This is a genomic window from Colwellia sp. 1_MG-2023 (assembly GCF_030546755.1).
Taxonomy (GTDB): Bacteria; Pseudomonadota; Gammaproteobacteria; order Enterobacterales; family Alteromonadaceae; genus Thalassotalea_H.
The window spans coordinates 81,480-96,821 of sequence record NZ_JAUOPE010000006.1 but is presented as its reverse complement, the minus strand read 5'-3'; the positions used below and the strand labels follow the sequence as shown (position 1 = coordinate 96,821).

13 protein-coding genes are annotated in these 15,342 nt (G+C 37.5%); 6 read left to right on the top strand and 7 right to left on the bottom strand.

Annotation, left to right across the window (positions count from 1 at the left end):
- Window positions 1-141: 141 nt before the first annotated feature.
- The 5 genes from Q4493_RS08925 (at window position 142) to fur (ending at window position 2,799) form a co-directional block, all read left to right on the top strand.
- On the top strand, window positions 142-912 hold the full coding sequence (locus tag Q4493_RS08925) for an alpha/beta fold hydrolase (RefSeq protein WP_303451707.1): 771 nt from the start codon (window positions 142-144) through the stop codon (window positions 910-912).
- A 157-nt stretch (window positions 913-1,069) separates the two neighbouring features.
- The gene (locus tag Q4493_RS08920; RefSeq protein WP_303451705.1) at window positions 1,070-1,291 is read left to right on the top strand and encodes a DUF2788 domain-containing protein; all 222 of its coding nucleotides are present in this window, start codon (window positions 1,070-1,072) and stop codon (window positions 1,289-1,291) included.
- Window positions 1,292-1,293: 2 nt separating this feature from the next.
- A complete protein-coding gene (gene ybfE / locus Q4493_RS08915) occupies window positions 1,294-1,575 on the top strand; it encodes a LexA regulated protein (protein ID WP_303451703.1) in 282 nt (93 codons plus the stop codon).
- A gap of 23 nt (window positions 1,576-1,598) precedes the next feature.
- Window positions 1,599-2,126, top strand: coding sequence for a flavodoxin FldA (gene fldA, locus Q4493_RS08910; protein ID WP_303451701.1), 528 nt, complete (start codon window positions 1,599-1,601; stop codon window positions 2,124-2,126).
- A gap of 229 nt (window positions 2,127-2,355) precedes the next feature.
- A complete protein-coding gene (fur, locus tag Q4493_RS08905) occupies window positions 2,356-2,799 on the top strand; it encodes a ferric iron uptake transcriptional regulator (protein ID WP_303451699.1) in 444 nt (147 codons plus the stop codon).
- Between the two features lie 200 nt (window positions 2,800-2,999).
- Here the strand turns inward: fur and Q4493_RS08900 are convergent, their stop codons facing one another.
- From Q4493_RS08900 to gcvT, 7 genes are all read right to left on the bottom strand, one after another.
- The gene (locus Q4493_RS08900) at window positions 3,000-4,016 is read right to left on the bottom strand and encodes a sterol desaturase family protein (RefSeq protein ID WP_303451696.1); all 1,017 of its coding nucleotides are present in this window, start codon (window positions 4,014-4,016) and stop codon (window positions 3,000-3,002) included.
- A gap of 99 nt (window positions 4,017-4,115) precedes the next feature.
- A complete protein-coding gene (locus Q4493_RS08895) occupies window positions 4,116-6,335 on the bottom strand; it encodes a TonB-dependent receptor (protein WP_303451695.1) in 2,220 nt (739 codons plus the stop codon).
- Window positions 6,335-7,594 (bottom strand): imelysin family protein, encoded by a 1,260-nt coding sequence (locus tag Q4493_RS08890; RefSeq protein WP_303451693.1) that lies wholly within the window; start codon window positions 7,592-7,594, stop codon window positions 6,335-6,337. Before Q4493_RS08890 ends, Q4493_RS08895 begins: the two co-directional genes overlap by 1 nt.
- A 166-nt stretch (window positions 7,595-7,760) precedes the next feature.
- Window positions 7,761-9,503 carry a DUF4856 domain-containing protein gene (locus Q4493_RS08885; RefSeq protein ID WP_303451691.1) on the bottom strand — a complete coding sequence of 581 codons (1,743 nt, stop codon included), beginning with the start codon at window positions 9,501-9,503 and terminating at the stop codon, window positions 7,761-7,763.
- Between the two features lie 219 nt (window positions 9,504-9,722).
- The gene (gene gcvP, locus Q4493_RS08880) at window positions 9,723-12,611 is read right to left on the bottom strand and encodes an aminomethyl-transferring glycine dehydrogenase (protein WP_303451929.1); all 2,889 of its coding nucleotides are present in this window, start codon (window positions 12,609-12,611) and stop codon (window positions 9,723-9,725) included.
- A 157-nt stretch (window positions 12,612-12,768) separates the two neighbouring features.
- Window positions 12,769-13,158, bottom strand: a complete 390-nt coding sequence (gcvH, locus tag Q4493_RS08875) for a glycine cleavage system protein GcvH (RefSeq protein ID WP_303451689.1) — start codon at window positions 13,156-13,158, stop codon at window positions 12,769-12,771.
- Window positions 13,159-13,267: 109 nt separating this feature from the next.
- A complete protein-coding gene (gene gcvT / locus Q4493_RS08870; RefSeq protein WP_303451686.1) occupies window positions 13,268-14,374 on the bottom strand; it encodes a glycine cleavage system aminomethyltransferase GcvT in 1,107 nt (368 codons plus the stop codon).
- A gap of 430 nt (window positions 14,375-14,804) precedes the next feature.
- On the opposite strand from gcvT, the gene Q4493_RS08865 reads away from it, so the two are divergent.
- The gene (locus tag Q4493_RS08865; RefSeq protein WP_303451684.1) at window positions 14,805-15,341 is read left to right on the top strand and encodes a hypothetical protein; all 537 of its coding nucleotides are present in this window, start codon (window positions 14,805-14,807) and stop codon (window positions 15,339-15,341) included.
- Window position 15,342 lies beyond the last annotated feature (1 nt).

Sequence of the window (15,342 nt, the reverse complement as noted above, 5' to 3'; positions counted from 1 at the left end):
GTTAATAGAATAATTAATACAAGATGATTATACTGAGCTTGCCACTAAGTCTCTAGAGGCAAAATAAAATATTCCGAATTATTTTCATTAACTCAAACGCTTAAATTTAACCTTAAACTTATAAAACGGTAAATAATTTCAATGGCATTACTAAATTATCAACAATCAGGAGAAGGCGAAAACCTCGTATTAATACATGGGCTTTTTGGCAGTTTAGAAAATCTTAATATGGTGGCTAAAACGCTAAGTCAACATTTCTGTGTAACCAACCTTGATGTGCGAAATCATGGCTTTTCATTTCATGAAAATAACATGGCATACCCTGATTTAGCTCAAGATGTTATCGACACTTTAGCCCACTTAAATATAGACTCAACCCATATTTTAGGCCATTCAATGGGCGGAAAAATAGCCATGCAAGTGGCCTTAGACTTTCCAGATAAAATTAACAAACTGATAGTCGCTGATATCTCCCCCGTAGAATATCCTCAACACCATAATCAAATTATTTCAGGTCTTCAGTCAATTGATTTAAGTACCATAACGAATCGAAAACAAGCAGATGAACAGCTTGCTCAATATGTTGAAGATATTGGCGTAAGACAGTTTTTATTAAGAAATCTACATAAGGTGGCAGATAAGTTAGCCTTTAAATGTAATCTGTCGTTTATTGCACAGTGCTATCCGCAAATTATCAAAGGCTATCAAGGCAGTCATGTTTTTCAAAAGCCAACGTTGTTTATTAAAGGTGGCGATTCTGATTATATAACCGAACAACATCGACCAATTATTCGTCAACTATTTCCGCATAGTAAAGCGAAAGTGATTCAAGGGACAGGGCATTGGCTACATGCTGAAAAAACGAGTGTATTTAATAATACCGTAATCCGTTTTTTAAATCAGTCAACGTAGGACAAAGTCAGCGATTTTTATCAAATCCTTGTTTTTTAAACTTTTCATGATCTAAATTAATTATTTATGCTGCCTATCCACTATAAACTAGGGTAAAAATAATGTGTTTAATCATCGCATTATGCTATAGTCCTGCGTGAAATTTTTAGGGTAGATTATGCTTGCAGAACACTTTGTACTGATTGAAACGATTGGGCTAAACTTATTTTTTGCTTTTATCTTTATTTTCATAGGGTTATCGATTCACGATATTATGAATAAAAATGATGTTCCTAAAATGGGCCAATATACGGTCTATTTTGTCTTATTTCTCGGCTGTGCAGGATTTATTGCAAAGGGTATTATTCAGTTTATCTGGGAAAGCCAAGGCGTAGGTTAACAATGGCAAAAGAAGCAACTGATTTAACAACGATCGACTTATTTAGTGACGATAAAAGGCCCGGACGTCCTAAAACAAACCCTCACTCTCGTAGTGTTCAGGTTAAAATTAATAAAAGAAATCAAGTTAAACGTGACAAAACCAATGGTTTAAAACGCGTTGAATTTAAAATTCATCAAAACTTGATTACTCAATTGGATCAATTAGCTAAAAATACGGGCACTAACCGTAGTGAGCTAATTGAATCACTGCTAGTGAAGGCACTAGCGTTAGATGAAAATTAAAGTATTAAAAAGGTTATAACTCAATGGCAATTGTAGGTTTATTTTTCGGTAGCGACACAGGCAATACCGAAGCTGTAAGTAAAATGATCCAAAAGAAATTGGGCAAGAAATTAGTTGATGTCAAAGATATTGCTAAAAGTACTAAGGAAGAGATCGCGGAATTTGATCTGATAATTTTAGGTATTCCAACCTGGTATTATGGTGAAAACCAGTGTGATTGGGATGATTTTTTACCTGAGCTAGAAGAAATTGATTTTACCGATAAGTTAGTTGCTATTTTTGGTTTAGGCGATCAAGAAGATTATGCCGAATATTTTTGTGACGCTATGGAGCCATTACGTGACATTTGTGAATCAAAAGGTGCAATTATGGTAGGTAGTTGGCCAAATGAAGGTTATGAATTTGAAGCGTCAAAAGCGTTGATAGATGAAAACACTTTCATTGGTTTATGTGTTGATGAAGACAGACAACCAGAATTGACCGAGCAACGTGTTGATAAATGGGTTAATCAAATTCATGATGAAATGTGTTTAGCTGAATTAGCTGATTAACAATTAAATAAACAGCTTTAAGACTTGATAAACCCACTTTTATTGTGGGTTTTTTATTACTTAAAAATATAAATCTTTATGATTTTTAAGAATAAATATTGCGAAGCTAATGCAGGTAAAAATCTAGATAAAAAAGCAAAAAAACAGCTATTTTCACAATTAAGTCTTTTAACCCACAGCAATACCCCCTATAATTTTATTCATATTTATAAAGTTGAGAATTAACTGCATGCCAGATCAAAATGAAGAGCTAAAAAGAGCAGGATTAAAAATTACGCTGCCAAGAATAAAAATTTTAGCCATCTTGCAAGATCCTCAAAATCAGCATATTAGCGCTGAAGATGTTTACAAAATTTTACTCGACCACAATGAAGAGATTGGTTTAGCAACGGTATATCGCGTTCTTAACCAATTTGATGATGCTGGTATTGTGTCGCGTCATCATTTTGAAGGTGGGAAATCCGTTTTCGAATTAAGCCATAAAAAACATCACGATCATTTAGTATGTTTAAAATGTGGTAAAGTGGTTGAATTTGAAGATGATGTTATTGAGCAACGACAAATTGATATTGCTAAGCACCATAAAATAAAACTCACTAATCATAGTTTATATTTATATGGTGAATGCGAAGATGAGCAAGCCTGCGAAGCTTATCGACAAGCAAATAACTAAAGTTTCCCCCTGTAAAGCACTCAATTGAGTGCTTTTTGCTCTTTAATTAGATAAGTTTATTGAGTAAATTTCCATTCGCTGCATCATGATCAAGTTTTTTCATTTCTCGGCTGCTTCAATTACTGCACAACGCCGCTCAAATGAGCAACATTAAATTAATTTTCCCCCTGCTTAACCTGATGACAAACTGAGTAATTCACTTACTTTTGGCTATCATCAACAAACGAGGGAAAATTTAGTTTAAGTTTTTTGTAAATTTGCACAAAAGGTTGAATATACATATTAATAATTGATTGATGCTTTACGCCTTCTTTTCCGATGCCAAATGACAAAGCGCCAACCTTAGATGCCGGAATAAAACAATGAAACAGCCTATCCCACACTGACAATGCCGTGCCAAAATTCTTATCAAAATGCTTAACATTGTCACTATGATGAATTTGATGCTGAGCAGGACTTAAAAATATCCCTTCAATTTTATCGCCCCAACTGAGCCAAATATGGCTATGGCGTAAATTAGATCCCATGACATTAAAGGCAAAGACAAACACGTTAGCGCCAATAATATCGATCATTTTTAACGTTGGACCAAAAAAGTAATAGCATAAACCGACCACAAAGCCTTGTGTCAGCGCCATGCGACAGGCATAAAGGTAGTTTTCTACCGGATGAGAGCGATAAACCGTGAATGGTGTAAGTACCGTTGCTGAATGATGAACCTTATGAAACTCCCATAAAAATGGCACTTTATGCAGTAAATAATGTAAAAAGAAACGGGTAAAATCATCAAAAACAAATAATAGCGTAGTAAAAATCACCATTATACTGATTGACGATAACGCGAATGGCTTAATTGCGCCAAACAACCACTCGAAACCAGAAGAAACGGATAAAGCAACAGGTACCATAGTGAGTACAATTAATGGAAACAATGCCGCTCTGAACAGTTTATTTAAAATAAACAATGCATAATCATTGATTGCTGAGCGAGCGAAATAAATACGTTTAGGAAATAAAAAGCTCACTAAATTTTCTTTATCTGAATATTTTATCTGATCATTAGCGGCTTCATTAGGCTGACCCTGAGCACGCTTTTGAACAAAGTATAAAATTATTGCCATGAACAACGCAGAAAGTAGATAGCCCCAAAATAGCCGCTGATTGGGATCAACAACATATAAAGCTATTTCTTTGAGAGTCGCGCTTAAAAAATCCATACTTAACTTAAATTAACTTATAACAGTACATTAATAATAAAAAACGCCAAGTATACACTTAGCGTTTCAATAGGTAGTTAATCATACTCACTAAATTAACTAAAAACTATATTGATAGCCTATCACAGCTGTTCTCGGTTTACTTGGGCGCGCGCCATAAGGACGATGACTAATAATTTCTTGATCATCAAAGACGTTATCTACTTTAAAGTAGACATTACCCATTTCACCCAGTTCATAACTTGCAGCAATATCTACAACCGTTAATGCTTCTGTCGTCACACCAGAAAGTAGCACGCCCTCACCAGAGGCTTCTTTCATTTCACTAATGTAACGAGTGATCAAGTTAACTTGCCACGCATTAGCGGCTAAACCAATATCAAGCGTTAATTGATTTTCAGGTAAATAAGGTAAAGCATCACCGGCTTCTACCGCCCCCCACATACTAAAATCTGAGGTAAAAGCGTTATCAAACTCACCGCTAGTGTAGGTATAACTCAAAGAAATCGGTAAATCAAAACCATCTGAAAGTGTATAGGTATGTTGAGCGCTTAACTCAAGACCAACAACACTGGCTTCACTACTGTTAAATTCTGCATCAATATTATTGGCACATTGTGAAGCCGTAGAAAAAGAACAACCTTCTTTTAAGTTATCTATATCGTTATAAAATAACACGGCTTCAAGTTGACTACCTTTATTATGGTAGCGAGCACCTAATTCATAATTAATGCTGCTTTCAACTTTAACACTGGTTAATTCTTTTGGACTCGTTGGTACAAAACCTTCATGAATACCAAAAAACAGCCCTGAGTGTTCAGATAAGGTGTAAAAACCACTAATACTGGGTAACCAAACATCAGTGTTTTTCTTTTGCCAATCGCCCTCTTTACCTGGCGTGTCATTTTGGTATTCACCTTCAATAAACTCACCACGTAATCCTAAGGTTAAGTCTAAATCGCCTAAGGTCATTGTATCTTTAAAAAATACAGCGACTGCCGTAGTTTGTTCAGTATTAGTACCATCAGCAGATGCAATAGTTGCACTACCATCACTCACTAGTTGACTAGACACCATTGAATAGGCATCCGTAGTATGACGACGTTGAATTTGGTCTTGATGATATCTAAAGCCAACATTAAAGCTATGTTTAACATCAAACAACTCTTGATATAAGTACAATTCAGACTGAATACCTTGCGAATAATATTCTCGCTGATTATCACCAAGAATAATTTTTTCATATTCTCTTTCGGTATCGCGCTGCCCTGTTAATACTTGATAAAATGGTAGGTTAACGTCTGTTTCTGGATTTGCTAAAATAGCTTGTAAATCACTAACAATGGCCCCGTCTTTAAAGCCATTAATTTTATACCAAGAGCGTTCAAAATCATTACGGTACAAACGAGTAGTCACATCAAAATTATCATTACCAATAAAGTGCGTGAACTGTACTTGTTGATGATCCCAATCCATTAAATCATTTTGACTTGCAACATAACGACGATTAGCATTTTGTTTAAAGTCTGCATCGGTTAAACCTAAATAGGTTTCATCGGAAATTTCATCAGCATGCGATAATTTAAGTTCAACCAATTGATTATAATTGTTATCAGAAAGGTCGTATTGGAATTTAGCCATGATATCGTTTTTATCAAACCCCGTATCACCACCGCTATCTAATTCTTTAAAACCATCCGCTTGAATATGTACCGCTTCAACTAAATAACCAAAGTTGCCGCTAGTTGAACCAAAATAAGCTTTCGCTTTCGCGTAACCATCGCTACCGGCAGCAACATCAAGCGCACCTTCTTGGCTAGAAGGGATTTGACGTGTCGTCATATTCAACGCACCCGCAACGGTATTTGGACCATATTTTATCGCAGCAGGGCCTTTAAAAACTTCCACTGCTGTCATTTTACTCATCATTGGAAAGTAATAGGCAGCAGGAGCGGAATACGGTGCTGGGCCAATTAACACGCCATCTTCCATAACCGTTATTTTTTTGCTGCGCTCAGGCGTTGCACCACGAAAGCCAATATTTGGTCGTAGGCCATAACCATCTTCTTCGCGAATATTGACACCTGGCACGCTGTAAAGCACACGGTTTATATCGTCAAATTTAAACTTTTCTAATTCAACTTCACCAATCAAGGTTGCTGCACCTGCTTCAGTACGTAATTTATCATCGTGACCAATGATTTGTATTCTTTCAACGTACTCGGTTGGCAAGTTATTAATATCATCATTGGCATTCACATAAGGATGTAAAACTGCCGCAACAGCAAGTGCACTCAGTGTTAATTTGTTGGTATTCATTAATCATTATCTCCAGCTGACGTTACCGGTAATTCGAGTGATAAACTGGTAATAAAATCGATTTTCAACTTATCTGTTACTGCTTTAACATCAGTGTGAGTTTGAGTCACTTGTGCTTCATTATTCACGAGTGTTTCAGCCAAGGTATTTTGATAGCTTTGTACGCCGTCAATGGCAAGCTGAACACCACTAGACATTGCGTCAGCGGTGTCTTGATCGCCAACATCAATTAAATAATCAATAAAGCCAATCCCTTCATCACCGGTTAACAGCTTTTGAAACGCCTGCAAGTTATTTTCAATATTGTTTATAGAATGTTGCGAATATTCAGACTCTACATCTTCAGGGCAAGCTTGTGCGCCACAGCTATTGGCTTGCAAGCCTAATGGCGTCGCTAATTTAGCGTCTTTTGTGAAGGTATCTAAATAGAACATGCCGTCACTAATACGATTGATCGCTTCTAGTTCTGTACTAAATTGATTACCGTTACTACCTGCAGCTTTGAGTTTATTGGCAAAACCATCGCTACCAGACCATACGGCAATTAACTCTTGCGCGCTATTGTTAACATCATGAGCTGCTTCAACAGCAAATTCACAACGGGCAATTTTTCGGTATTCGTCGGTTTGATTATTCCAATTTTCAGGTTGAGTACTGGTAGTACAACTATGGTTAAGTTGTTCATTAAACAATAAATACTCAATCGCCGCTAAACCACGACGTGAAGGTGTACGATTAGCAATATTATACGGTTGCCCATTAACCACTCCAGCTTTAAAGTTCACAACTTCAAAATCTACAGAGCAAGAATTCACTACCGGCCAAGAATAAATTTTATCTCGCAATAAACCATTATTGTCAGCTAATGGACCAACCTTCATCACCTCAGCTTGTTGCCAAACGTTCATGGCATTTTTCCATGCCACTTTTGCCGTATCACGCGAAGCGCTAACCTGCTCACTTGTTGCATTTCCTGTAGCAGCAGCTGTTTCCATTTGACAATATGCTGTTAATGCTGGCACTTGCTCAGCAGCTAGGATAGAAAATTGTTCAAAAACTGGTGTAATGACATTATCAGTAATATTTTCAAGTAACGCCTGTTGATTAAAGTTGGTATCGGGATTTGGTGTAGGCGTAGGTACTGGCGTTGTACCGAAATCTGGACCGCTACTGCTGCTAGTACTCTCGCCACAAGCACTCACAAGTAACGCTGTGCCAACTGCAATTGAAAGAACTGTACGGTTAATGTTCACTGACATTTCTAAAACCTATAATTTAAATAAATGGAAAATTGTTCATTATTCGTAATTTTTATTAGTCAATAATTAGTAGTAAAGAATTGCTAGCAATTACTGGCTAATAAAAACTAAACAAGCCTTGGGCTGAAACAACCCAAGGCTTATAAGATAAACTTAACTTAAAACATTACCAGTTAGCAACATTCTCTGCATCAAAGTCTAATGCTTCTTCAAGAATATCACGTGCTTTTGCTAAATCAGCAATGTAAGCCGTTACATCAGTTTTATCATTAGAGCCAAATGCCATTACAACCGGCTTTTGTCCCATGTAGTTATGAATATCAGCAAATTGTTGATCTGTGATCGGTGAATGAGGATTAAACTGTAACCCTAACGCAAAACCTTTCATTTCAGACCAATGTTTTGCCACGTCTTCATAGTTATATTCTTCAGTACCGGCTTTATCTAAATCAGCACTGACATCATTAATATAATGAATAACGGTTGCTGCAACGGCTTTTTCCCATGCTTCAACAGCGATATCACGTTGTTCTGCTAGCGCTGCTGTTTGATCAGCAGTAAATGCAGCACCTACGTTGTCATTTATAATTTTACGACCAGCTAAAAAGGCTTCCATCGCCATTTTAGTAAAGTCAGTTGGGTTTGTATTACCAACCGTACCAAGGTCACGTTTAGCCGCGTTAACAGAATTACCTAAGTTAACTTCTGTTATTAAGTCAAACTTTCCATTTCCATCGGTATCATGCATACCATTCCAATCAATACGGCCAGTAGATGCATCATCAGCAACAACTTTGCTAGCAATTTCGCTATCGCTATATTCTAAGAAATTACGCGCGGCACCAAAATAACCAAACCCTTCATCATAGCCATGCTCTAACGCAGTATCAGCGCTATCCGTACCACGTGGGTCAATATTGTCAGCACCAAGACCTTCGTCTAAGTAATCATCAGTCCCTTGTGAGTAAGTGACACTCATCAGTAAGAACTTCTGAATTAATTGTTTTAAGTCAGTACCGTCTGTATTTAAATAAACCTTAGTGATTTCGCTGTCGGTCGCTTCATCACGACGAATATTAGCATTTACTGCGTTATCAGCTAATTGGTCAAAGTAGGCATCTACTAATGTTTCTGGCGTCATACCCGCACCCGCACCAACAAAGCTAGTTCCGTCGGTCCACACTTTATGCATGCGACTGGCATCATTACCGGCCATTTTACCCACTAAGTTTTTATGACTACCAGAAATGTCAGTAATAAAACCTTCTTTTGCGTCAGTTAAAAAAGTAAGTGCAAAGTTATTGTTATATTGATCGTCAGTTGTACGGAAATAACTATTTAACTTATCAAGTACCGCTTGTTTATCAGCAAATTCATTGGCATCAATATCTGCTTGTAAGCCGCTACCTATGTAATGAGTTAACTCTGCAATTAACGCATGACGAGCTGTTTGACCGGTATAACCAACGCTTGACTCACCAGCAATTATTTTACTTTCAAATTTATAAGTATCTAATAAGTCATTGACAGTAATTGTAAATTCTTTTGAAAACGTAAGGCCACCATTATCAGTAACAGTAACATTAGCCGTTAAAGACTCTGCACTTTCAAAGTTTGCCATAGTGTCAGCTTTTAAACTTAACTCAGTACCTGAAATTGCAAACATTTCGCTATCAGTAGAAAAAGTAAATGTGTCACCTGAGTTAGCATCAGAAGCAGAAAGAGTACCAATTACGGCACCTGCAGTATTTTCATCTACCGTCATTGTCGATAAAGCAATATCTGTTGGAGCTGTGTTAGTTGGAGTTACAGGATCAGGTGTTGTTGAACCACCACTTGAGCCGCCACAAGCTGACAAAGTTAAAGATGCGATAATTGCCAACGCCAAAGCTTTCTTATTCGTTTTCATGAGACCTCTAAGGTTTAAAAAATATTGTAAATAAAATGTTATTTAACTTTAATGCGGCGACTTTAACACAACCACAAATGCGAATCAATATCATTTATGGTTGTGTTAAGTTTTAGGTTATAAAAAAGCGAGCAATACATTTCTGCATTGCTCGCTTAATTAAATAACTTTGTAAGCTTTTAGGTCATGATCATAATCAGAACACGACAATACAACCAATTAGTCTTTATACGTATCAACACTTGGGCAAGAACAGATTAAGTTTCTGTCGCCAAATACGTCATCGATACGGTTAACCGTTGGCCAAAATTTATTCGCAGCCGCGGCAGGAACTGGGAATACCGCCTCTGCAATTGAATAACCTCTGTCCCATTCACTCGTAATGTCAGCTAGGGTATGTGGTGCATTATGAAGCGGATTATCATCGCTGCTCCATTCTCCTGATTCAACTTTACGCACTTCATCCCGAATACAAACCATGGCTTCTATGAAGCGGTCTAATTCAACTTTTGATTCAGACTCGGTTGGTTCGATCATAAAGGTGCCTGCTACTGGGAACGACATAGTTGGCGCATGAAAACCGTAGTCCATTAAGCGTTTTGCCATATCAACTTCGGTAATTCCTGATTCTGCCTTAATTTGGCGTAAATCAATAATACATTCGTGGGCAACGCGGCCATTTTTACCTGTGTATAAAATAGGGTAATGTTGGCTTAACTTTTTCGCTAAATAGTTTGCGTTGGTAATTGCATATTTTGTCGCATCGGTTACACCTTTTTTACCTAACAAGGCAACATAAAGGTATGAGATACATAAAATACCTGCACTACCATAAGGAGCAGCAGAAACCGCACCATTACCTTTTGTACTTTCATTAACGTTAATTAATGTGTGATCTGGTAAGAATGGGGCAAGGTGAGATTTAACACCAATAGGTCCCATACCTGGACCACCGCCGCCGTGCGGAATAGCAAAGGTTTTATGTAAGTTTAAGTGAGAAACGTCTGCACCAATGTGCCCTGGTGAAGTCACCCCTACTTGTGCGTTCATGTTTGCGCCATCAAGGTAAACTTGACCGCCATGTTCGTGCACAATATTACAAATTTCAGCAATTGTTGTTTCATATACCCCATGAGTTGATGGGTATGTGATCATAATACATGAAAGGTTATCGGCCATTTCACTTGCTTTAGCGCGCAAGTCGTTCATGTCGACGTTACCTTCTTTATCACAATCAACCACGACTACTTTCATACCAACCATTTGCGCCGAAGCTGGGTTAGTACCATGTGCTGATGAAGGAATTAAACAAATGTTACGATGCGCATCACCACGACTTTCGTGGTATTTGTGAATAGCAATTAAACCTGCATATTCACCTTGTGCACCTGAGTTTGGCTGCATTGAAATATTGTCGTAACCGGTTAATTCAACTAACCAGTCGCCTAACTCGTCGATCATTTGCTTGTAACCTTGCGCTTGGTCAATGGGTGCAAATGGATGCATATTGGCAAATTCAGGCCAAGAAACAGGGATCATTTGCGCAGTCGCATTCAATTTCATGGTACAAGAGCCTAATGAAATCATGGAATGGTTTAGCGCTAAATCTTTGTTTTCTAATCTTTTAATATAACGAAGCATTTCAGTTTCGCTATGGTACGAATTAAATACAGGGTGCGTTAATATCGCAGATTCACGTACTAATGACGCTGGAATAGATGAATGACCACAAGCGATAATTTTTTCATCAAGTTCAGCGACATTTAATCCGTGCCCTTCGCCTAATAAAATATCGAATAACCCTGCCACGTTTTCACGCGTGGTGGTTTCATCTAAAGAAATACTAATTTGACCGTCAACATCAGTACGGAAGTTAACGCCAGCAGCTAATGCGCGGCTAACAATTTCATCTTTGTTTGAAACGTTAAACGTTAACGTGTCAAAGTAATGTTGATGAATAGCAGTTAACCCTTTTGTTGCCGTACCTAAACATAAAATATCGGTTAAACGATGAATGCGTTCAGCAATCACTTTTAAGCCTTTAGGGCCGTGATAAACCGCGTAAAACGCGGCCATGTTGGCTAATAGAACTTGGGCAGTACAAATATTTGAATTCGCTTTTTCTCGACGAATATGTTGCTCACGCGTTTGCATGGCCATTCTTAACGCTGGGTTATCACGCGTATCTTTTGATACACCAATAATACGCCCCGGTAATGAACGTTTATATTTATCCGAAGTAGTAAAAAATGCCGCGTGTGGACCACCGTAACCCATTGGCACACCAAAGCGTTGCGTTGAACCAATTACTGCGTCAGCACCTAATTCACCTGGTGCTTTTAACATCACTAAACTCATGATGTCGGCAGCAACAGCGACAATGCCTTTTTTATCGTGTACTTGACTGATTAATTCACTAATATCAGTAACTTCACCTGTCGCACTTGGGTATTGTAATAAAGCGCCAAATACATCATGGTCAACTACTTCATTGGCTGGCGCCACGATAATGTCAAAACCAAACATTTCAGCACGCTGCTTAACAACGTCAATAGTTTGTGGGTAAACATCTGATGAAATAAAGAAAAGGTTAGACTTTTTATTTTTAGACACACGTTTAGCTAACGCCATTGCTTCAGCAGCAGCCGTACCTTCATCTAATAACGAGGCAGAAGCTAAATCTAAACCGGTTAGATCTAAACACATTTGTTGGTAGTTTAATAAAGACTCTAAACGACCTTGAGCAATTTCAGGTTGATATGGCGTATAAGCGGTATACCATCCAGGGTTTTCTAACACGTTACGTAAAATAACGTTTGGCGTTAAAGTGCCGTAATAACCTAAACCAATGTAGGTATCGTTCACTTTATTTAAGCTAGCCACTGCTTTTAAGTCAGCTAACGCTTTAACTTCTGTTTTACTTTCTTCAATCGCAGGTAAATTAGCTAAACGAATATCGCTTGGCACGATTTCATTAATAAGTGCATCGACAGATTCTGCACCAATGTCATTTAACATTGCTTGCGTTTGCTCGGCATTTGGCCCGATGTGACGACGGATAAAGTCTTGTGTTTGCTCTAATTCAGAAAGTGATTGAGTAGTCATAATACAGCTTCTTTAGTGAGTATTTATCATCAATAAATACAGTATAATAAAAGAAAGCCTCGAACAGTTTTAGTTTGAGGCTTTAGTTTTAGCGAAAGCAATCGAGTTTTATACGAAGTGCGATGACAATAAAGTATAAAGCTTGAGTGCGAACGATAAATTAATCTTCGTCGATAGAATTAGCATAGCCTTCCGCATCTAATAATGCTTCAACTTCACTAGCGTCATCTAATTTAATTTTGAACATCCAACCATCGCCAAACGCGTCAGAGTTAACAAGCTCAGGCGAGTCTTCAAGGTCTTCGTTTACTTCAATAACTTCACCAGAAACAGGAGCATAAATATCAGACGCCGCTTTTACTGACTCAGCAACCGCAACATCGTCACCTGTGCTAACGCTTTCACCTACTTCAGGTAATTCAACAAAAACCATATCACCTAAAAGTTCTTGTGCATGTTCGGTAATACCGACAGTAACCGTACCGTCACCTTCATTACGTACCCATTCATGTGATGTAGCGTATCTTAATTCTGAAGGAATATTGCTCATTTTTATTGTTCCTAATATTTTATTAAATTATGTATTAAATTTAGCTTAATTTAGCTTGTTTAACTATGACATGCTCTACTCAAATACAGAATATAGAGCATCTTTAAAATTAATCCAACTGGCTTTTACCGTTACGAACAAAGCTTGGTTTAACAACCTCTACTTTTACCAATTTTTTACGCATTTCTACTTCAACAATATCGCCAACTTTTACACTGCGCGGCACTCGAGCCATAGCAATTGAATGACCTAAGGTTGGAGAAAATGTACCTGAAGTAATAACACCTTCGCCTGTTTCACCATTTTCATCCGTTGAAATAACTTTTAAACCGGTACGAAGTACGCCTTTTTCTTTTAGTACTAAACCAGTTAATTTTAATTGGTCGCCAGCCGCGCGTTGCTTAGCTAATACTTCACGACCATTAAAGTTTCTGTCTTCGTCATCCCAAGCAATAGTCCACGCCATATTGGCCGCTAATGGTGAAACGCTTTCGTCCATGTCTAAACCGTAAAGGTTCATACCGGCTTCTAAACGGAGTGTGTCACGAGCGCCTAAACCACAAGGTTTAACACCGGCGTCTAATAATTGTTGCCATAAATCTTCAGCTTCATTTTGTGGCACAACAATTTCGTAACCATTTTCACCCGTGTAACCCGTTGTCGCAATAAATAAGCTTTCAGCTTGAACACCAAAGAAAGGTTTCATACCTTCAACCGCTTGATTTTGTTCTGCAGATAAAATAGTAGCCACTTTAGCTTTTGCTTGTGGTCCTTGCACCGCGATCATCGCAAATTCAGGACGTTCAATAATCGAAATATCAAAACCTGTTGCTTGTTGGTGCATCCACTCTAAATCTTTTTCGCGCGTCGCTGAGTTCACCACTAAACGATAATCAGTGTCTGAAAAATAATAAATAATTAAGTCATCAATAACACCGCCGTTGGTATTACACATTCCGGTATATAAAGCTTTACCTGCAACTTCTAACTTGGCGACATCGTTAATCACTAAACGACGTAAATAGGCTTTTGCGTCATTACCGTGTAAATCAACAATGGTCATATGTGAAACATCAAACATGCCAGCGTCTTGGCGAACGGCGTGATGTTCTTCTATTTGAGAGCCATAATTAATTGGCATTTCCCAACCGTGAAAATCAACCATTTTTGCGCCAGCTTCAATATGCTTGGCATGTAATACGGTTTTATTTGTCATCGTAACATTCCACTTTTAATTATTTGTCTAAACTTTTCGCCCTTTAGTTAAGGGTAAAAGTCGATTCTTTGCAAAATTCTGCCGCAATTATAACGAGCATCACCCGCTGATTCAACAGTTAAACCGCAACAATCAAAATATAAAACCACATAAATTAAATTAACAAAATTTTATTTTTTCAAATACTAGTTCTGAAAATTATATTCAATTTACATAATTGTTGTAGCATAGCAACGGTAATATATTCGCCAAGTGCTTTACAAAAAATAAACGTTATTAGTATTAAAGTTATTTCAATGGAGAATTATCACGATAAGTCAGATAGTAAAGCATACAAGGTAATTAATTTATTCACTGCTAAAATAGTAAAGTAGAACAAAAGAAGCTGACTAATTGCCGTTGTTTAACAATAATGACTAAGGAAATATAAATGAGTGCTTTTGGCTTACAGAGCTTGATTCAATCAGCAACGATTGGAGACACGGTTGATCTTAAAAGCATTTGCCAAACCCTGGAATTAAAAATAAGAATGGAAGAAAACTCACAGGACTTATGTAAAATCTGTGAGAATGACGATAAACAAATTATAATTTGGCTTAACAAAACGTTAGATCAAAAAACAAAATTTACTTTCGTAGCTATCGCCGTAGCTGATTATATTCTTGATCCTGAAAGAGTCAGCAGACATGGCGTAATCTATGATATGTTTTTTTTACGAGATTTAAGCGCGAACAAAGCTACCAAATTAATCATGTTGGCCACTCGTTTAGCTATCCCTGAGCATATTATTGAAAAACTATCTAATGCCTTAGAAGCTCAATTTTCAAAAGCGGAAGACATTGAGCCCTTCGATGCTGACGCTTATGTAAGAAATGCTAAATACTTACCTGAATTTGTACGGTGTGCCATTAAAGAAAGCACGAGCATGTTTTTAATTGATAATTTAAAAAATAAATTTGAACATTAAC